Source organism: Achromobacter pestifer (assembly GCF_902859625.1).
In the GTDB taxonomy this organism is placed as follows: Bacteria; Pseudomonadota; Gammaproteobacteria; order Burkholderiales; family Burkholderiaceae_B; genus Achromobacter; species Achromobacter pestifer.
The window spans coordinates 153,265-173,006 of record NZ_CADIJX010000007.1 but is presented as its reverse complement, the minus strand read 5'-3'; the positions used below and the strand labels follow the sequence as shown (position 1 = coordinate 173,006).

The 19,742-nt window shown below is 63.4% G+C and carries 19 protein-coding genes; 9 read left to right on the top strand and 10 right to left on the bottom strand.

The annotated features are described in order from the left end of the window. The first annotated feature begins 22 nt into the window (after positions 1 to 22). A complete protein-coding gene (gene ilvA, locus HV753_RS24255; protein ID WP_175177135.1) occupies positions 23 to 1,531 on the top strand; it encodes a threonine ammonia-lyase, biosynthetic in 1,509 nt (502 codons plus the stop codon). 181 nt (positions 1,532 to 1,712) lie between these two features. Here ilvA and HV753_RS24250 read toward each other — a convergent pair whose 3' ends face one another. Together HV753_RS24250 and HV753_RS24245 are read right to left on the bottom strand one after the other, a co-directional pair. Then, a complete protein-coding gene (locus HV753_RS24250; protein WP_175177134.1) occupies positions 1,713 to 2,825 on the bottom strand; it encodes a porin in 1,113 nt (370 codons plus the stop codon). Between the two features lie 459 nt (positions 2,826 to 3,284). After that, positions 3,285 to 3,668: a DUF4148 domain-containing protein gene (locus HV753_RS24245; protein WP_175177133.1), complete on the bottom strand. Its 384-nt coding sequence runs from the start codon at positions 3,666 to 3,668 to the stop codon at positions 3,285 to 3,287. Positions 3,669 to 4,051: 383 nt separating this feature from the next. Here HV753_RS24245 and HV753_RS24240 point away from each other — a divergent pair, with 383 nt between their 5' ends. Beyond that, the gene (locus tag HV753_RS24240; protein ID WP_175177132.1) at positions 4,052 to 4,942 is read left to right on the top strand and encodes a LysR family transcriptional regulator; all 891 of its coding nucleotides are present in this window, start codon (positions 4,052 to 4,054) and stop codon (positions 4,940 to 4,942) included. A gap of 409 nt (positions 4,943 to 5,351) precedes the next feature. Here HV753_RS24240 and HV753_RS24235 read toward each other — a convergent pair whose 3' ends face one another. The 8 genes from HV753_RS24235 to purT all read right to left on the bottom strand — a co-directional run bounded on the left by HV753_RS24235 (position 5,352) and on the right by purT (position 14,488). Next, positions 5,352 to 5,903: an adenine phosphoribosyltransferase gene (locus HV753_RS24235; protein ID WP_175177131.1), complete on the bottom strand. Its 552-nt coding sequence runs from the start codon at positions 5,901 to 5,903 to the stop codon at positions 5,352 to 5,354. Between the two features lie 54 nt (positions 5,904 to 5,957). Continuing rightward, a complete protein-coding gene (gene cydC / locus HV753_RS24230; RefSeq protein ID WP_175177130.1) occupies positions 5,958 to 7,652 on the bottom strand; it encodes a thiol reductant ABC exporter subunit CydC in 1,695 nt (564 codons plus the stop codon). Continuing rightward, positions 7,649 to 9,325 (bottom strand): thiol reductant ABC exporter subunit CydD, encoded by a 1,677-nt coding sequence (gene cydD / locus HV753_RS24225; RefSeq protein WP_246288379.1) that lies wholly within the window; start codon positions 9,323 to 9,325, stop codon positions 7,649 to 7,651. Before cydD ends, cydC begins: the two co-directional genes overlap by 4 nt. Before the next feature lie 77 nt (positions 9,326 to 9,402). Beyond that, positions 9,403 to 9,528 (bottom strand): cytochrome bd-I oxidase subunit CydX, encoded by a 126-nt coding sequence (gene cydX / locus HV753_RS24220; RefSeq protein WP_175177128.1) that lies wholly within the window; start codon positions 9,526 to 9,528, stop codon positions 9,403 to 9,405. A 14-nt stretch (positions 9,529 to 9,542) separates the two neighbouring features. Further along, on the bottom strand, positions 9,543 to 10,697 hold the full coding sequence (gene cydB, locus HV753_RS24215; protein WP_175177127.1) for a cytochrome d ubiquinol oxidase subunit II: 1,155 nt from the start codon (positions 10,695 to 10,697) through the stop codon (positions 9,543 to 9,545). Positions 10,698 to 10,710: 13 nt separating this feature from the next. Continuing rightward, complete coding sequence (locus tag HV753_RS24210; RefSeq protein ID WP_175177126.1) at positions 10,711 to 12,285, bottom strand: cytochrome ubiquinol oxidase subunit I; 1,575 nt, start codon at positions 12,283 to 12,285, stop codon at positions 10,711 to 10,713. Positions 12,286 to 12,412: 127 nt separating this feature from the next. Next, entirely contained in the window at positions 12,413 to 12,958 is a 546-nt protein-coding gene (locus HV753_RS24205) for a GbsR/MarR family transcriptional regulator (RefSeq protein WP_175177125.1), read from the bottom strand. Between the two features lie 312 nt (positions 12,959 to 13,270). Continuing rightward, on the bottom strand, positions 13,271 to 14,488 hold the full coding sequence (purT, locus tag HV753_RS24200; RefSeq protein ID WP_175177124.1) for a formate-dependent phosphoribosylglycinamide formyltransferase: 1,218 nt from the start codon (positions 14,486 to 14,488) through the stop codon (positions 13,271 to 13,273). A 104-nt stretch (positions 14,489 to 14,592) separates the two neighbouring features. Here purT and HV753_RS24195 point away from each other — a divergent pair, with 104 nt between their 5' ends. The 7 genes from HV753_RS24195 to HV753_RS24165 all read left to right on the top strand — a co-directional run bounded on the left by HV753_RS24195 (position 14,593) and on the right by HV753_RS24165 (position 19,730). Then, entirely contained in the window at positions 14,593 to 15,582 is a 990-nt protein-coding gene (locus HV753_RS24195; protein WP_175177123.1) for a KpsF/GutQ family sugar-phosphate isomerase, read from the top strand. Next, entirely contained in the window at positions 15,579 to 16,187 is a 609-nt protein-coding gene (locus HV753_RS24190) for a KdsC family phosphatase (protein WP_175177122.1), read from the top strand. The genes HV753_RS24195 and HV753_RS24190 overlap by 4 nt, the downstream gene beginning before the upstream one ends. Before the next feature lie 37 nt (positions 16,188 to 16,224). Continuing rightward, positions 16,225 to 16,857 carry an LPS export ABC transporter periplasmic protein LptC gene (gene lptC, locus HV753_RS24185; RefSeq protein ID WP_175177121.1) on the top strand — a complete coding sequence of 211 codons (633 nt, stop codon included), beginning with the start codon at positions 16,225 to 16,227 and terminating at the stop codon, positions 16,855 to 16,857. After that, complete coding sequence (gene lptA, locus HV753_RS24180) at positions 16,854 to 17,504, top strand: lipopolysaccharide transport periplasmic protein LptA (RefSeq protein ID WP_175177120.1); 651 nt, start codon at positions 16,854 to 16,856, stop codon at positions 17,502 to 17,504. Before lptC ends, lptA begins: the two co-directional genes overlap by 4 nt. Positions 17,505 to 17,539: 35 nt before the next feature. Next, positions 17,540 to 18,334, top strand: coding sequence for an LPS export ABC transporter ATP-binding protein (gene lptB, locus HV753_RS24175; RefSeq protein ID WP_175177119.1), 795 nt, complete (start codon positions 17,540 to 17,542; stop codon positions 18,332 to 18,334). A gap of 224 nt (positions 18,335 to 18,558) precedes the next feature. After that, positions 18,559 to 18,897: a ribosome hibernation-promoting factor, HPF/YfiA family gene (gene hpf / locus HV753_RS24170; RefSeq protein ID WP_025141030.1), complete on the top strand. Its 339-nt coding sequence runs from the start codon at positions 18,559 to 18,561 to the stop codon at positions 18,895 to 18,897. 377 nt (positions 18,898 to 19,274) lie between these two features. Then, positions 19,275 to 19,730: a PTS sugar transporter subunit IIA gene (locus HV753_RS24165; protein ID WP_006224727.1), complete on the top strand. Its 456-nt coding sequence runs from the start codon at positions 19,275 to 19,277 to the stop codon at positions 19,728 to 19,730. The last annotated feature ends 12 nt before the right edge of the window (positions 19,731 to 19,742 follow it).

Below are 19,742 nucleotides of genomic sequence, written 5' to 3'. Positions count from 1 at the left end.
CTCTTGCCCCTACGCGCGGTCCATGTCCACTGACTATCTGAAACGCATCCTGACTTCCAAGGTTTATGACGTCGCGGTCGAATCGCCGCTGGAAATAGCGCCCCAGCTGTCCCAGCGGATATCGAACACGGTCCTGCTCAAACGCGAAGACACCCAGGCCGTTTTCAGTTTCAAGCTGCGCGGGGCCTACAACAAGATGGCCAATCTGACGCCTGCCGTGCGCAACCGTGGCGTTCTGGCGGCGTCGGCCGGCAATCATGCCCAGGGCGTGGCATTGGCCGCCAGCCGGCTGGGTTGCCGCGCCGTCATCGTCATGCCCACGACCAGCCCGCAAGTCAAGGTCGATGCGGTACGCCGGCTGGGCGGTGAAGTCGTGCTGGCAGGCGAAAGCTTCTCCGACGCCTACGCCCACGCGCAGATCCTGGAAAAGAAAGAGAAGCTGACGTTCGTGCATCCCTTCGACGATCCCGACGTCATCGCTGGCCAAGGCACGGTGGGCATGGAGATCCTGCGCCAGCATCCGGGTCCGATCGACGCCATCTTCGTCGCCATCGGCGGCGGCGGCCTGATTTCCGGCGTGGCCACCTATATCAAGCAGCTGCGGCCCGAGATCAAGATCATCGGCGTGCAGACCGAGGATTCCGACGCCATGCTGCGCAGCGTGCGCGCGGGCCGGCGCGTGCAGTTGAATGACGTGGGCCTGTTTTCCGACGGCACCGCGGTCAAGATGGTGGGCGCCGAAACCTTCAAGCTCACCCGCAAGTACGTCGACGACTTCGTGGTGGTCGACACCGATTCGATCTGCGCCGCCATCAAGGACGTCTTCCAGGACACCCGCAGCGTCTTGGAACCGGCGGGAGCAATGGCGGTTGCCGGCGCCAAGCAGTACGCAGCCGAACACCATCTGAAGGGCAAGACGCTGGTGGCCATCGCTTGCGGCGCGAACATGAACTTCGACCGTCTGCGCTTCGTGGCCGAACGCGCCGAAGTGGGCGAGATGCGCGAGGCCGTCTTTGCCGTGACCATGCCCGAGCAGCGCGGCAGCTTCCGCCGCTTCTGCCAATTGGTGGGCGAACGCAGCGTCACGGAGTTCAACTATCGCATCTCGGATTCGGATCGCGCCCACGTGTTTGTCGGCATCCAGGTGTCGTCGGCGGCAGAGCCAGACAAGATCGCCGCGAATTTCCGCCGCCACGGCTTCGACACGCTGGACCTGACCCACGACGAAATGGCCAAGACGCACTTGCGTCACATGGTGGGCGGGCGTTCGGCGCTGGCGCGCGATGAACTGCTGTACCGCTTTGAATTTCCGGAACGTCCGGGCGCACTGATGCGCTTCCTGAACGCCATGAATCCGGACTGGAACATCAGCCTCTTCCACTACCGCAACCAGGGCGCCGACTACGGCCGCATCCTGATCGGCATCCAGGTGCCGGCCGCGGACAAGAAGCAATTCCGCACGTTCGTCGCCGAACTTGGCTACCCGCACTGGAACGAAACCGACAACCCTGCCTACAAGCTGTTCCTGTAGACACGCACCCGGGCACGAAACCGTCGCCCCAATGCGAGAGGGCCTCCTTCGCGGAGGCCCTTCCCTTCTGTACGTCAAACACGCCCGGCAGGACCTAAAAGCAGGGGGGGTTCGCTGTCACTCGGCGGCCTACGGAGATAAGCCGCGCATTCAGCAAGGTCCAGTCAGGCGCTTTTGCCGCTTAGAAACGGTGGCGGATACCCATGGCAACCGCGGTATCGCGCGCATCGTGCTGGAACGCATAGTTGTCGCCATAGGAGGCGTATGCGTACAGGTTGGTGCGCTTGGTGAAGTCGTAGGTGTAGCCCAGGCTGTAGACATTGAACGTGGCGTCGTCGCCCGTCAGCTTGTCGTTGCCCGGGGTGGCGCGCTGCCAGGAACCGAAGATGGCGTGGCGGCCCAACGGCACGGTGGCGCCGATCATGTAGGAGTTGGCGCGAAAGCCATCAGCCAGCTTGAACGAACCCAGGTTGTTCATGCCATCGGGCGTGGTGCCCATGTTCTGACCAACGAACCAGCCGTCGCGGGTCTGGCCAAAAGCAGCGGCCAGCTTCACCACTTCAAAGTCGTACGAACCACCGACGATGTATTCCTGAATGCGTGCCGAGTCCTTGCCGCCAACGCGATTGTTGGTCGGATCGAAGCGGTCGTAAGCAGCAGCCAGGTTCAGCGGGCCGTTGACGTATTGCACGCCAGCGGTCAACACACGGTTGTTGTTGCCCGTGGCGAAGCCGGTCTGGGTCGTGTCGCTAACCGAATCATCGGCGCTGAACGAGTAGCCCAAGCCCGCCTTGAAGCCACCCAGGCTGGGGGTTTGATACAGCACCATGTTGTCCAGGCGCATCGTGTTGGCGCTACCGAACGTCGTACCCATGTTGGCGGTGTTGTAGCTGATCGAGAACGGGTCGATCGAACCGAAGTACTTGGACGCCAGGTTCGTCTGACGGCCGAATTCCAGACGGCCCCAGGAATCGCTATCCAGACCCACGGTGGCTTGACGGCCAAACAGGCGGCCGTTTTGCAGCGACTTGCCATTCATCGGGCCAAAGCCGCCTTCCAACGTGAAGACGGCGCGCAAGCCGTCACCCAGGTCTTCCGTGCCACGCAGGCCAAAGCGCGAGCCACTGCTCACGCCCTGCACGCCGCCAACACGGCTTTGCGACACACCATTGAACTTCACTTGCTCGTAACCGATACCGGCGTCGATCAAGCCGTACAGCGTCACGGAGTCGGCGGCTTGCGCGGCGCCGGCAGAACCTGCCAGCAACGCGACGGCCAATAGCGTCTTCTTCATAAAAGTCCCCAAAATGGCAAGATGAAAGGCAAACCGCAGGCCTCCCATGCCAGGCAAGGGGATCTGCGTGCCGCTGCAAACAAGCAAGCGGCGCATGCACTGAATCTAGTGTCCGGCTTGGCGTCACACGAAGTAACCCGGATTTCGACGAACTACTTTCCATGGTTGGGATAATGACGGCCAGCTGAAGCGCGCCAGGCGTGGAAACTTGCGTTAACGCCTTGAAAATAAATATGAATTATTGCTCGCAAATCGAAAGCGGCCCGATTCCGACGCCCTTCATGCCCCACATGCACCGACAACAGTTGTTGATGCGGCCGCACAGTTTTGCGGCAAAAACGCCACACTACGCGGCAATGCGCAGGCAATAAAAAACCCCTCGGCGTCTCAAGGGGTTTTTCGTGACCACTCCGGGGGGCTTGGCATGCAGGTATCCGGCATCCCGCCCAGCCTCAGGACTTACTTGCCCTTGGGCGGATAGTCCAGTTCACCAAAGGTGTATTCACCGCGAGCCTTGGCTTCAGCCAGTTCCTGGCGGACTTGCTCACGGGTCTTGCCACCCGATTGCGACATGGCGGCGCGAGGCGGGTAGTCCAGTTCGGCGGTGGTCACTTGACCCGCGACCTTGGCGCTTTGCAGTTCTTGCTGGACTTGATCGCGCGTCAGGCCGGTTTGCTGCACGGTGGCGGGCGGGTAATCCAGTTCACCAAACGTGACTTGGCCTGCGGCCTTGGCGGCTTGCAGTTCTTGTTGAACCTGTTCCCGCGTCTTGCCATCGGCGTGAGCGGCGGACATGCCTACCAGGGTTGCGGTGACCATAAGTGCGGTTGCTAGCGCTTTCATTGTGATGACTCCATCCTAAACCTTGCACGACGTCTTCTGCCAGGCTGGCAGGTGCGACGTGACTGTTTGATTGCTGGGACGAAGTATCTGGTGATTGGCGCCTAGTAAAAACCCTTATTTTGGTGAACATCTTTTCACGGATGGGACAATTGCACGATGTATCCGGGACAATCTGCGCGATTCTTGCGCACTGACTCCCAAGATCCAGGCGTGGCGGGCGTTGCCAGCGTTCAGCCTTCCGCAAGCTAGACACCTCGCCCAGGATTCCCCATCCGCGCAACGGGATGTTCCGTGTGGATAAATAGACATTTCTGCTGGTGGGACAATATTTCCATTTATCATACAAACCTGCCAGAAATGGAATTTTGAGTCTCGAGGGCACCATGGATATCCAGCTTAACGACATCGCGCTTTTTGTCGAGGTCGCCAAGCGCAAGAACTTCAGCCACGCCGCGGAAGCCTTGAATATTCCAACGTCCACGCTCTCGCGCCGCGTCAGCGAACTGGAACGCAGCGTCGGCATGCGGCTGCTGAACCGCAGCACGCGCAAGATCGATCTGACGGAAGCCGGCGCCATTTACTTTGAACGCTGCCGGCACATCGTGGAAGAAGCGCGCATCGCGCACGACCAATTGCTGGACATGGCGGTGCAGCCCAAAGGGCGGCTGCGCATCTCGCTGCCCACCAGCCTGGCCCAATTGTTCCTGCCCGCCGTCATCAGCGAATTCCGCGAGCAGCATCCCGACATCGAATGCGATTTCGATCTGAGCATGCGCCCGATCGATCCCATCAGTAATCCGTTCGACCTGATCCTGCGTTTCGGGCAACAACCCGATTCCAGCCTGATCTCACGCAAGATCGTGCTGATGGCGCATCAACTGTATGCCTCGCCCGACTATCTGGCCCGCCATGGCGAACCGCGCGTGCCCGGCGACTTGACCCACCACGAGTGCCTGCGGCCGACCATGCGCGAGGAATCATCCTTTTGGATGCTCCATTCGGGCGATAAGGTGGAGCGTGTGCAGGTATCGGGCCGCCTGTCGGCGAACAATGTCGGCATGCTGGGCCGCCTGGCGGGTCAGGGCCTGGGCATCACGCCACTGCTGGTATTCGATGCGATGGAACGCGCCATCAAGCAGGCTGGGCTGGTGCGGGTGCTGCCCGACTGGAGCCTGACGCCGCTACCGCTGTTCGCGCTGCTGCCTTCGCGCATGCTGCCCGCCAAGACGAAAGCTTTCCTGGACTTCATTCAGCCCCGCTTGTCGGACTCGTAGGATGGGTGAAGCGCGAGAAGCCGGCCCCTGAAACACGGCTGGCGAACGCGCGCAACCCATCAAGCAGCGATTGCGCTGTGGCTGTGGCTGCCAGGTCATCGCTGCTGCTTGATGTGGCTACCGGTGCCGAGTCATCGCCGCTGCTCGCTATGGCTGAAGCTGCCAAGTCATCGCCGCTGCTTGTTGTGGCTACCGGTGCCGAGTCATGACCGTTGCTTGATGGGGCTACCGGTGCCAAGCCATCGCCGCTGCTCGTTGTGGCTGAAGCTGCCAAGCCATCGCCGCTGCTTGATGTGGCTACCGGTGCCGAGTCATGACCGTTGCTTGATGGGTTGCGCGCGTTGGACGCCTGATTTCTTGTGAGCAGGCGTGCGCGCTACACCCATCCTACGGCGTTTCAAGGGTTGCGTTAGGGCGTGGTGCCGTCGTACTGACAGACCGTGTAGAGCGGCGTGCCGGTGGCGGCCACCTTGGCCGAGCCGCCCAGATCGGGCAGATCGATGATGGCGGCGGCTTCAACCACGTTCGCGCCCAGGCGCTGAAGCAGCTTGATCGCGGCCAGCATGGTGCCACCCGTGGCGATCAGGTCGTCGACCAGCAATACCCGTTGACCCGTGCGCACGGAGTCCGTGTGCATCTCGACGGCGGCATTGCCGTATTCAAGCGAGTATTCCTCGGCCACGGTGCGAAAAGGCAATTTGCCCTTCTTGCGCACCGGCACGAAACCCAGGTTCAGTTCATAGGCCAGCACGCTGCCCACGATGAAGCCGCGCGCATCCACGCCCGCCACCAGGTCAAGGCGCTGGCGCATGTAACGGTAGACGAACAGATCGATCAACACCCGGAACGCACGCGGGTCTTGCAGAACCGGCGTGATGTCGCGGAACACGACACCCGGTTGGGGCCAGTCCGGAACACTGCGGATGGTGCGCCGGATGTACTCGGCGTTGTCGGTCTGCATGAAAGGCGGCCCTGAAGAATTGAAGCAAGGCGAACTATAACCTTGCCACCGCGCTTAAGCCAGGATTGCCGCTGGTGACAAGTCATGTAAGCGCGCATTGCGCAATTCATAGCAGCGATCCACCGCGCCGGGGGGCAATGCCGCGTGCGTGGCCAGCACGACCGTGCGTCCCCGTACGGCACGTTCCAGGTCGTTGAAGAAGTCGGCTTGCGCCGCCGCGTCCAGGCCGGCGGTGGGCTCGTCCAGCACAATGACGGCCGCTGGCGACAGCAACGCCCGCGCCAGGCACAAGCGACGCGCCTGCCCCGCCGACAACTGCGAGCCGGTTTCTCCCGCCCAGGTATCCAGCCCGTCAGGCAAGCCCCGCACGAAATCACCCAGTCTTGCAGCGTCCAGCGCGCGCCATAGGGCCGCGTCATCCGCTTGCGGGTCGCCAATCAGCAGATTGGTGCGCAACGTGCCCAGGAAGACAGGCGCGTCCTGCGACAACAGGGCGATGCGCCGATGCCAATCGGCTTGCGCGCAATCGCGCGCGTCGCAGCCGGCAAAGCGCACATGCCCGGCTTGCGGGTCTTCCAGGCGCAGGATCAGATGCAGCAGGGTGGACTTGCCCACGCCGCTGGCGCCCAGGATGGCGATGCGCTCGCCGGGTTCCACCCGCAGATCGATGCCTTCCAGCACCGCCGGGGCGGCGCCCTCCCCGCGTGCCGGATAGCGGAACTGCACGCCGGCAAGCACCAGCGCACCGCTGGCCGGCAATACGCACGGCCGGGCGGGATCCTGCATATCGGGCTGGCTTTGCGTCACTTCACCGATCCGCGCGGCGGCCGACAGGGCTGACCCCATGCGGGACGCGCCGCGCATGATCGGGCCTGCGACTTCAAAAATGCCGATGACGGCCAGCAACAGGCCCACCAAGACCGGGCCTGCTATCTGCCCCGCCTCATGCGTCCCCAGACCAAACCACAGCAATGCCAACACCGACACACCCGCCGCAACTTGCAGGAACCATTGCCCCCGCGCGGCCACTCGGGCCTGGCTGCGACGCGCCAGCGCACTGGCCTCGCACAGTTGTTCAAAATGCGCGGCGGTTGGCGCCTGCGCATGCAACGCCACCATATCCGCATGGCCATCCACCGCGTCCAGCGTCGCCGCGCGCAGCCCGGCCGCGCTTTCCTGGGCAGCGGCGCCGGGTTTGCGCGCCGCACGCAGCAGCCACCAGGGCACCAGGACACAAGCGGTCAACAAGGCCAGCGCAAACGCCAACGCGGCGGCCGGCACCCACATGCCCAGCACCGCCGTCAGTACCGCCCCACCCAGGATGGCGGTGGCCAAAGGCGCCAGAACGAACAGGAAGACGGTATCCAGCGCATCCACGTCGCCCGTCATGCGCGCCACCAGATCACCGCTGCGATACTTCGCCAACTGGCGAGGGGTCAAACGGATCAACGCCCCGAACACCGTGGCGCGCAGATCCGCCAGCAGGCGCAACGTGGCCGAATGGCCCACAACGCGGTCGGCATAACGCGACACGATACGCAGGAAGGACAAGCCGCGCACCAAGGCGGATGGTGCGAACAGGTTGAACATACCGCCCGCCCCCGCCAGGGCCGCCCCCGTCAAGAACCAACCGGACACGCCCAGCAGCCCGACGCCTGCCGCAACCGTCGCCAGCGCACAAAACAATGCGAGTAAAAGCCCGCCTTTACGACGCGCATACAAAGGCGCGAGCAGCAACAGGTTCTTCATGCGTCTTCCACTTTTCCGTGCGCCACCCGCAGGATGCGGTCGAACCGGGCCGCGACACCCGGAGAATGCGTCGCAAGCAGCAAGGTACGGCCCGCGGAAAATGCCAGGATCTCGTCCAGCACGCGGGCTTGCGTCGCCTCGTCCAAATGCGCCGTGGGCTCATCCAGCAGGATCAGCCCGGGATCGCGCAGGAATAGCCGCGCCAGCGCCACGCGCTGCGCCTGCCCGCCCGACAAGCCATGGCCCCGACTGCCCAGCAGGGTGTCCAGGCCTTGCGGCAAGGCCGCCGCGAATTCCAGCACGCAGGCGCGACGGGCAGCTTCCCGCACGTCGGCATCCGAGGCGCCGGGACGGCCCAGCCGGATGTTGTCGGCGATCGATCCCGCCAGCAATTGTGGCTTTTGCCCGATCAGCGCCACCCGCCCGCGCAACGCGGCTTCATCCCAATCGGCCAACGGCACGCCGTCGATACGCACGTCGCCATCAAACGGCCGCAGTCGGGCAATGGCTTCGATCAGCGTGGACTTTCCGATGCCGCTGGGGCCCATCAGCGCCACGTGTTCGCCCGCCGCCAGCGTCAGCGCGGCGTCGGCCAAAATGACCAGGCCGCGCCCCGGCGCGGTCACGCCCAACGCCTTGACATCGACCCGCGCGCCCGCCCCGGATGCCGGCACGACAGAAGCCTGCTGCGTGGTCACATGCTGCGCCACGGCGGCGTCCTGCGGCAGGCCATCGAACAACACGGCGATCTGCGTCACCGCCGCCAGCGCCGTGGCGCGGTCGTGATAATGCGCGGCAAACTGGCGTAGTGGCGCATAGACTTCCGGCGCCATCAGCAAACAGAACAGACCCGCTTGCAAGGTCAGGGGAGACCACCGCACGTCGAGAAACCCCAGATAGGTCAGGCCGATGTACACGGCCACGCCAGCCACGCCCAGCGCGGCGAAAAACTCCAGCACCGCGGACGACAGAAACGCGATGCGCAGCACCGACATCGTGCGCTGGCGCAGTGCATCGCTGGCGGCCACCACGGACTCCGCCTCGGCTTCTGCGCGGCCATACAGCTTCAGCGTGGACAATCCGCGCAGCCGGTCGGCAAAGAAGCCGGACAATCGGGCAAACGCACGCAGATGGCGGCGGCTGGCGCCTTGCGCGCCCCACCCCACCAGCGCCATGAACAGCGGAATCAGCGGCGCGGTGATCAGCAGCACCAGACCGGCGATCACGTCCACCGGCAATAGCAAGACCGAGAACGCTACCGGCAACATCGCGGCGGCCGCCATTGCCGGCAGGTATTTGGCGAAGAAGCCATCCAAGGCCTCGACTTGATCCACGACCGCGCTGGCCAGTTCACCAGACGCCTTGCCCCGGCTCCAGTAAGGGCCTTTGGCAACCAGCCGGGCAAACAACGACTGGCGTACGTGGCGCTTGATGCGTTCAGCCGCATCGGCGCCCGCTCGCTCGCCCGCCCAGGTGATACAGGCGCGCAACAGCATCAGCGCCGCGATGCCCAGGATGCCGGCCAGCAGTTCCTGGCGCGGCACCTGACGCACGATGGCGGCATCCAGCACGCTGGCCAGCAGCCACGCCTGCACGACCAGCAAGGCGCCGCTTACCAGCGGGGCGGCGCCCGCCAGCATCAAGGGAAGCCTGGCCGCCTTGGCAAGCGCCATCAACCACCGCGACTGCTCGCGCGGCGGTTTCTGCAAACTGGCCGAAGGATCGTGCTCTAGGCTGCTAGCGCCGCCGCTCACTCGTCGTCACGGTTGGCGCGCGGGTCATGCGAATGACCTTCACGCAGCTCAAACCACATTGCATTGAGGATGGCGAAGGCGCATGCCAGACCCAAACCGAGTATCCACGAGAAATACCACATGGTGGAGGCTCCTATTAGTATGAGTTGGGCGTGTCGCCCACGGATTCATGGGTGACCTTGCCACGCATCACCCGGTACACCCAGGCGGTGTAGAGCGTCACGAGCGGCAGGAAGATGGCCACGGCAATCACCATGATCCACAGCGTCAGATGGCTGGACGAACCGTCCCAGATGGTCAGGCCGGCCTGCGGCTTGGTCGAAGACGGCATGATGAACGGGAACAGTGAAAAGCCCACCGTCAGGATCACGCCGGCAATCGATGCCGCGGACGCCAGGAACGCCAACACGTTGGCGCGCACGGTCAGCAGCAACACCACCAGCAGCGCGCCTGCCACGCCCAGCGCGGGCGCGATCCACATCAACGGCCAGGTGGCATAGTTGGCCATCCACGCGCCCGTTTGCACGGTAACGGTCTTGAGCATCGGGTCGGACGGACCCGCCATGTTCACGGCGCTGGTGATGGTGTGACCGCCAATCCCGCCCGCCACCCAGAAACCGCCCGCCGCGAACAGCGCGGCGGTCAGCAGCGCGGCAAGCCGCCCCCAGTTGCGGGCGCGCGACGAGATCGGATCTTCCGTGCGCCAAGCCAGCAGGACGGCGCCATGCATGGCCAGCATCACCACGCTGAGCACGCCGGCCAGCAAGGCGAACGGCGCGAACAGCTGATAGAAGTGTCCTTCGTAGATCGGCCGCAACGTCACGGCGTCAAAGGTGAAGGGCACGCCCAGGATGATGTTGCCCATCGCCACGCCAAACACCAGCGAGGCCACCACGCCCGAGAAACACAGCACGCCATCCCAACTGTTGCGCCAGCGTGTGCCTTCCATCTTGCTGCGGTACTTGAAGCCCACGGGACGCAGGATCAGCGCGATCAGCACCAGCATCATGGCCAGGTAGAACCCGGAGAACGACGCGGCATACAGCAGGGGCCAGGCGGCAAAAATCGCGCCACCTGCCGTGATCAGCCAGACCTGGTTGCCTTCCCAAACCGGGCCAACCACGTTGATCACCACGCGACGCTCGGCGTCCGTCTTGGCCACCACGGGCAGCAAGGCAGCGACGCCCAGGTCAAAGCCATCCATGACGGCAAAGCCGATGAGCAAGGCGCCCAGCAGCACCCACCAGATCACCCGCAAGGTGCCATAGTCAAAAGGAATAAGGGTATCCATCTGCTTCTCCCCCTCAGGCGCGCACGGCGGCGCGCACAGGATCGGCGGCGGCGTTGCCCGCCACCGGCCCATCGGATTTCGGACCCGCCTTGATGGCGTGCAGCATGACCTTCACGCCAATGATCAGCAGGACCGTGTACAGCACCAGGAAGATAGCCAGGCTGATGGCCAGATCCGCGATCGTCAGGCCAGAGGCGGCGTAGTACGTCGGCAGCACGCCTTCGATCACCCAGGGCTGGCGGCCGTACTCAGCCACGAACCAACCGCTTTCAATGGCAACCCACGGCAATGGCAAGCTCCAGAGCGCCACCTTCAACAAGCCTCGGCGACTATCCAGACGGCCGCGCGAGGCCAGCCAGAACGCCACGCCGAAGAACAGGATCAGGTACATGCCCACCGCCACCATGATGCGGAACGCCCAGAACAACGGCGCCACATTGGGAACGGTATCGACCGCGGCCTTCTTGATGTCGGCTTCAGTGACTTTGCTCATGTCTTCCTGGTAGCGCTTGACCAGCAAGGCGTATCCCAGGTCGGGCCAGGTCTTGTCGAAGACCATGCGCGCGTCCGTGTCCTTCGGATTGGCGCGGATCTTCTGCAATGCCTCGTAGGCGACCATGCCGTCGCGGATGCGATTCTCGGCGCGCAGGATCAGGTCGTCGATGCCCAGCAGCGGGGTTGTCAACGAGCGCGTGCCGATGATGCCCATCACGTAGGGAATCTCGATCGCGAAGTCGTTCTTGCGCTCGGCCTGATTGGGGATCGCGATCAGATTGAAGGATGCGGGCGCCGGCTCGGTATGCCACATGGACTCCATCGCCGCGATCTTCATCTTCTGGTGTTCCGTCGTCAGGTAACCGCTTTCGTCACCCAGCACCACCACGGACAGCGCGCCCGCCAGGCCGAAGCTGGCCGCCACGGCCATCGAACGCTTTGCCAGATCGGTATGGCGGCCTTTCAGCAAGTACCAGGCGCTGATCGACATCACGAACATGGCGCCCGCGACGTAGCCTGCGCTGACCGTATGCACGAACTTGGCTTGCGCCACCGGGTTGAAGATCACCTCGGCGAAGTCGGTCATCTCCATGCGCATGGTGTCGGGATTGAAGATCGCGCCCACCGGATTCTGCATCCAGCCGTTGGCGATCAGGATCCACAACGCAGAGAAGTTCGTGCCGAACGCCACCAGCCAGGTCACGGCCAGGTGGCCTACCTTGGACATGCGGTTCCAGCCGAAGAAGAACAGGCCGACGAAGGTGGCTTCCAGGAAGAAGGCCATCAGCCCTTCCAGCGCCAGCGGCGCACCGAAGATGTCACCCACATAATGACTGTAGTAGGACCAGTTCATCCCGAACTGGAACTCCATCACCACGCCGGTGGCCACGCCGAGTGCAAAATTGATGCCGAAAAGCGTGCCCCAGAACATCGTCATCCGCTTCCAGATGGGGCGGCCGGTCATGACGTAGACGCTTTCCATGATCGCCAGAATGAACGACAGGCCTAGCGTGAGAGGGACGAACAGGAAGTGGTAAAGCGCGGTCGCGGCAAACTGGAATCGCGACAGATTTACGACGTCGAGATCAATCATTGGGGCGCTCCCAAGCAGTTGAGGTGCCGCGGCAACCGGCATGGTTCCCAGGCCGTCTCTCGCGCCATGTTAAGGGCGTTGGATACAACTTCATAGAGGTTTCCTGAAAAATCGGGGCGCATGGGCACTAGCCCTTGCCCCGCAATTTGCCGGCGAAGCCCAGCACTTTCTGCACTTGCGAACCCAATCGCATGAGCTTCTGCACGGTTTCCGGGGGCAGGCGTTGAACCTCATCGAACCATCCGGAAGACAGTTCGATGAGCTCCAGCATTTCGGTCATGCGTTGCTGCGCGTAGGCGTCATTGGGGCCGGAGGGGGTCTCCAGCAGGGTGTCGCGCAGCAAGGTAAGCGTGGGATTGATTTCGCGTTTGCGCTTTTCTTCCATCAGGATGCGGAAGATCTCCCAGACGTCTTTGGGCGTCTCGAAGTAGTCGCGGCGGTCGCCCACTTGATGGATCAGCTTGACCAGACGCCAAGACTGCAACTCCTTCAGGCCCAGGCTGACGTTTGAACGCGAAAACCCCAGGGTTTCAGCGATGTCGTCGGCATGCATCGGTTCAGGGGCCAGGAACAACAAGGCGTAGATCTGGCCGACGGTGCGGTTCACGCCCCAACGGCTGCCCATTTCGCCAAAGTGCAGCACGAAACGTTCGTTTTGAGGAGTGAGGACCATGGGTTATCGGTGCCAGCAAGTCAGGACGGCGGCCCGACTGATACATACAGTCACACCGCTTTCAGTAATTCCTGGAATTATCGAACAAACTGTGAGAAAGCGCAAACCACACAGCTGGAAGGGGTAATGGAGCAAGTGGCGCCCAGTAAGGCGCCAGCGACCAACTTACCGCGTGGATGTGACAGAGGACGGCAGATGGGGACACAACAGCGGCACCCAATGCAAACAGCCACCGGCCGTGGGGCGGGTGGCTGCGAACGGCCCCGAAGCGCCGTTGAGAATTAAATAGGGCCGGGCTATTCCCGGCTGGGGTCAGCCCGCTTTGACGGTGACGGCGGCGGACACCCGCTTCGCTTTGGCCCGGGCGGCCGCCACGTCATCGGCGACGGCCAGAGCCACACCCATGCGGCGCTTGACGAAGGATTCGGGCTTGCCGAACAGGCGGATGTCCGTGCCGGACTCGGTCAGCGCTTCCGCCACGTTGTGGAACGACACGGCGGCGGCATCCACCCCGCCATAGATAACGCTGCTGGCGCCCGGCTGGCGCAGGCTGGTGTCCACCGGCAGCCCCAACAGCGCCCGGGCATGCAGTTCAAATTCGTTCTGAGCCTGGGTGATCATGGTGACCATGCCGGTGTCATGCGGGCGCGGGCTGACTTCCGAGAACCAGACCTGATCGCCGGCCACGAAGAGCTCGACGCCGAAGATGCCCAGCCCGCCCAGGTCGGACGTCACCGCCAGGGCGATTTCCCGTGCGCGGGTAAGCGCGGCGGGCGACATGGGGTGCGGCTGCCAGCTTTCCACGTAGTCACCGTCCACCTGCTTATGGCCGATGGGCTCGCAATAGCGGGTGTCCACCTTGCCGTCGGCGCCCCGGGCGCGAACGGTCAACAGGGTGATTTCGTAATCAAAGCGGATGAAGCCTTCAACAATGGCCCGGCCGCCGCCAACCCGGCCGCCTTCCTGGGCATAGCGCCAGGAAGCCGCCACGTCGTCCGCGCTTTTGATCACCGACTGGCCCTTGCCCGACGAGGACATGACCGGCTTGATGACGCAGGGGTAGCCAATGCCGCCATCGATGGCGGCGCGCAGCTCTTCTTCGGTGTCGACAAACTGGTAGGGGGACGTCGGCAGGCCCAGGGTCTCGGCTGCCAGGCGGCGGATGCCTTCGCGGTTCATGGTCAGTTGGGCCGCACGGGCGGTCGGGGTCACCCGCGCCACGCCGGCCGCTTCCAGCTCCACCAGCAAACTGGTGGCAATGGCCTCGATTTCGGGGACAATAACGTGCGGCCGTTCCTGTTCGATGATCTTTTTCAGGGCATCCGCGTCGGTCATGGAGACCACATGCGCCCGATGCGCCACTTGATGGCCGGGCGCGTCGGCATACCGATCCACCGCAATGACTTCCACGCCCAGCCTTTGCAGGGCAATGATGACCTCTTTGCCCAATTCGCCAGACCCGAGCAGCATGACTCGGGTGGCCAGGGGGGACAGGGGCGTGCCAAGGACGGGACTGGAAATGCTGGACATGGAGCGGGCCTGGATAGAAGGATTGAAAGCCATTGAAATGAGCCGCCAGGATGCCATACCCCCCTGCTCGGGGCAAACCCGCACACTGATATTAAAATCCCCGCATGACTGATCATCCCATCACATCGTCCGATACCGCGCTGGCATCTGCGCGCAGAACGTTGCAAATCGAAAGTCAGGGTCTGCTGGACCTGTCCGCCCGGCTGGACGACACCTTCACTCAGGTCGTCGCGCTGCTGCTGGCGTGCCGCGGCCGCGTGGTCGTCACCGGCATCGGCAAGACAGGCCACATCGCCCGCAAGATCGCGGCAACGTTCGCCTCGACCGGCACGCCCGCATTCTTTGTGCATGCCGCGGAAGCCGTGCATGGCGACCTGGGCATGATCACGCAGGACGACGTGGTCATCGCCATCTCGTATTCGGGCGCCGGCCAAGAACTGCTGACCATCTTGCCCGTCGCGCGCCGCATGGGCGCCAAGCTGGTGGCGATCACCGGCAACCCCCAATCGGAACTGGCCTTGCTCGCCGACGTGCACCTGGACGGCAGCGTGGCCAAAGAGGCCTGCCCGCTGAACCTGGCGCCCACCGCCAGCACCACGGCCGCGCTGGCCCTGGGCGACGCCCTGGCGGTCGCCTGCCTGGAAGCACGCGGCTTCGGCCCGCAGGACTTTGCCCGGTCGCATCCCGGTGGCGCCCTTGGCCGCCGCCTGTTGACCCATGTGCGCGACGTGATGCGCCAGGGCAATGCCCTGCCGATCGTGCTGGCGGGCACTCCCGTGTCGCAGGCGCTGGAAGTCATGTCCGCCAAAGGCATGGGCATGACGGTCGTGACCGACGCCCAGCACCGGCCGCTAGGCATCTTCACTGACGGCGACTTGCGCCGTCTGATCGCCCGACACGGCGATATCCGCAGTCTGACCGTGGAGGCCGGCATGACCCGGTCGCCACGCAGCATCAACCCCGATGCGCTTGCCGTCGAGGCCGCCCAGCAGATGGACGAGCAACGGCTCAACCAGATGCTGGTGCTGGACGATGACGGCGCGCTGCTCGGCGCCTTGCACATGCATGATTTGATGGCCGCTAAAGTGGTATGACTATGAATCTTCCTGCTTCCGTGACTCACCCGGCCGAAGCGCTGGTCCTTGCCCGCATTCCCGCCACCGTGCGCGACCGCGCCGCAGCGGTACGCCTGATGGTGTTCGACGTCGACGGCGTACTGACCGACGGCAGCCTTTACTATGGCGAAAGCGGCGAACTGCAAAAGCGCTTCAACGCGCTGGACGGTCATGGCTTGCGCCTGCTGATGGAAGGCGGGCTGACGGTTGCGCTGATGACGGGCCGTTCGGGCCCCATCGTGGCGCGTCGCGCCGCCGAACTGGGTATCGCGGAAGTCATGCAAGGGGTTCGTGACAAGGGGTCGGCCCTGGCAGAACTTGCGCAGCGCACGGGTGTCCAACTTAACCAGACCGGCTATATGGGCGATGACATCATCGACCTGCCGGCCATGCAGCGCGCGGGCTTCGCGGCCAGCGTGCCGAATGCGCCCGGCTATGTCAGCCAGGCGGCCCACTGGGTCTCGACGCAAGCTGGCGGCAGCGGCGCGGTACGCGAATGCTGCGATCTGCTGCTAGCGTCACAGGGGCGCCTGGGCGCGTTCCTGGCGGCGCCGGGCCTGCTCGGCCCGGGCGCCATTCAATGAACTTTTCGACCCCCATTACGCCCCTGCGGCGAACCTGATGAAAGAACGTTTCCCTTCACTGATCGCGTTGTTCCTGCTGCTGGTGCTGGTCACCAGCTCGTGGTGGGCGGCCGATTACGCGCAACGCGCCATCCAGGTGGACCCGCCGCGCCGCATCACGCACGAAATGGACGCCTGGTCGCGCAATTTCGTGATGTTGCGCACGGATCCGTCGGGGCGCCCCATCAACCGGCTGGAAGGCGAATACGCGGAACACTTTCCGGACGATGATTCTTATCACATCGTCGCGCCCCGTGCGGTGGGCCAGCGCGAAACCAACCCGATCACGGTGGGCGTCTCGAAGACCGCGGTGATGGAGCAAGGCGGCAAGCGCATCGTCATGAACGGCGATGCCTACGTGCATCGTCAACCCGACGCCAACAACGACATGCTGGACGTGCGCAGCCAGCAACTGATCATCCTGCCGGACGAAGACGTGGTCTTCACCGATTTGCCCGCCGAAGTGATCAAGGGCCGTTCGCGCATGAACGGCAAGGGCATGCACTACAACAACAAAACACGCCAATTGCAGGTATCAGCGTCGACGGACGTTGAGATCTCCGGTGCCGAAGGCAAACAGCAACGCCGCACCGAGATACCCGCTAACAACACTGACCAAAAGAAACCATGACCGACATCCGGACTCTCCTTGCCCCGACGACCCGCCTGCTTGGCGCCGTCCTGCTGACGGCCTCGGCGCTGATGCCCGCCCACGCGCAGGACGCCGCCGCCAAGCCGGCAGCCGGTGCCAGCAAGGCCGCCACGCCTGCTGAAGAGCCCAGCACGCTGATCCTGTCGGACACGCTGCACTACGACGACGTCAAGAAACAAAGCGTCTTCACCGGCAACGTCAACATGACGCGCGGCCTGATGACCTTGACGTCCGACACGCTGGAAATGCATGAAGACGCCCAGGGCGGCCAGTACGGCACGGCCACCGCCAACAAGGGCAAAGTCGTGACCATCCGCCAGGAACGGCCGGACACCTTCGAGCTGATCGAAGGCAAGGGCCTGCGCGCCGAATACGACGGCACCAAAAGCACCTTTGACCTGATCGGCCAAGCCGTCGTGATCCGTTACGTCTGTGGAAAACCGTTCGACACGATTCGCGGCGACCGGGTACGCTACAACGAGAAAACCGGCACCTACGAAGCCCAGGGCGGCCCCAATTCCGCAGCGGCGGGTGGCCGGGTGCGCTCGGTTGCCGAACCGCGCGCCAAGTCGGACGCCGCCGTCGCCGAATGCCGCAAGCAGCAAGCCGCCAAGAAAGGGCGCTAAGCCGCCCCTCCCATGCAACACCACACGCAGCCACGATGAACCAACCCTCTGTGCCGACACCCGTGACCTCCACCCCCTCGGGGGTCAAGCAGGGCAGCCTGCGCGCAACCGGTTTGCGCAAGACCTATAACGGCCGAACCGTGGTGCAGGATGTGTCCCTGTCCGTGGTCAGCGGTGAAGTGGTTGGCCTGCTCGGCCCCAACGGCGCCGGCAAGACCACCAGCTTCTACATGATCGTGGGCCTGGTGCCCGCCGACGCCGGCCGCATTGAGATCGACGGTTCCGTCATCACGTCGATGCCGATCCACAAGCGGGCTCGCATGGGCCTGTCGTATCTGCCGCAGGACGCTTCCGTGTTCCGCCGGCTGACGGTGGAACAGAACATCCGCGCCGTGCTGGAACTACAGGTCGGCCCCGACGGACGCCCGCTTTCCACCCCCAAGATCAACGAGCAGATGGAGGCCTTGCTGGAAGAACTCCAGATTGGCCACATCCGCAGCAACGCCGCGATTTCGTTGTCGGGCGGCGAACGCCGCCGCGTGGAAATCGCGCGCGCGCTGGCCACCAGCCCCCGCTTCATCCTGCTGGACGAACCGTTCGCCGGCGTGGACCCCATTGCCGTCATCGAAATCCAGCGCATCGTCCGTTTCCTCAAGGGCCGCGGCATCGGCGTGCTGATCACTGACCACAACGTGCGCGAGACGCTGGGCATCTGCGACCGCGCCTACATCATCAGCGAGGGCAAGGTGTTGACCGACGGCCATCCCGACGAAATCGTGGGTGATCCGGCCGTGCGCCGCGTCTATCTGGGCGAGCACTTCCGCATGTAACAGCCCCCCCCTGGGGAAGACCCCTAGCCCCCCTGCGGGCAAGGGCGGATACACCCCAGGGACTCCGCCATAAAAATGCCATGTTCTTGCGCTAGGTCAGCTTGTTTTATCGGCCCGAGTCTATACACTAGTACTTAACGAACCCACCCAATCAAGGAGAACGCCTAACGACCTCACCGCGCATTTTGCGCACCCATTTTTCTCTTTTAGAAGGAGAGCACACTATGAACCTGAGCATCTGCGGTCGTCACCTCGACGTCACCCCGGCAATCCGGGAATATGTCATGAACAAATTGGCGCGAGTGCTGCGGCATTTCGATCACGTCATCGATACCCAGGTCATGCTCTCGGTAGAGCCCCTGCGGCATAGAGCCGAAATCACCATGCGTCTAAGCGGTAAGGACATTCATTGTGAAGCAACCGATGAAAATCTCTATGCAGCCATAGACCTTCTTGCTGACAAAGTCGACCGTCAGGTCATCAAGCACAAGGACAAGGTACGAAGTCACACAGCGGAGTCCGTGAAGCGGCAAGCGGCGAGCCTTTCGCCACCCCAGCAGTAATGCGCTTCATGATCACTCGCCCTGCGTGATCAAGCTAAACAGCGATTGTAAAAATCCTGCCTAAGTCCCGGTGTCCCGCTAGACGTCAGTCCAGCCGGGGCATCGGCAAACTCCCCGCACTGCCCCTCCTGCATCACTCCCCCACAAGCTTTGTCCCCGAATATCCGGCCCCGTCGGCCAGTTGTCGTTGCGTCCTGCTTTTTTGGGCCTTTTCGCACCGAATCCGGCGTTTAAGGACGGCTTGCCGACGCGGAATGCCCACAATCTGGTGCGATCAGTCTATGCTGTCGCTCTTGTCGTGCCGTCGGCCGCCCACGCAATGGGCGCGTCGCGAGGCCAATTTATTGCACTGCGTCATATAACCATATAATGATCCGATGAATCATTTGTCGCGCATCCTGCCCGCCGGCAACGTCGTGCTCGATATGCTCGCCACGAGCAAGAAACGAGCATTCGAACAAGCTGGCCTTCTTTTCGAAAACAACCATGGCTTGGCACGCGCGCTCGTGTTCGACAGCCTGTTTGCCCGGGAACGTCTAGGCTCCACTGCCCTTGGGCAGGGCGTCGCCGTTCCTCACGGCCGCGTGAAGGGGTTGGAGCAAGCGCTGGCGGCATTCATCCGCCTGGCTCAGCCGATCACCTTTGACGCGCCCGATGGGCAACCGGTATCGATGCTGCTCTGTCTGCTTGTGCCGGAAACGGCCACTCAGCAGCACCTGGACATCCTGGCCGAACTCGCTCAACTCATGTCGAACAAGGCATTGCGCGAAGCCCTGGCCACGGAGGCCGACCCGGCCATCGTCCACAAGATGCTCACGACCGGCCAACTCTGACTTCCACCCGCG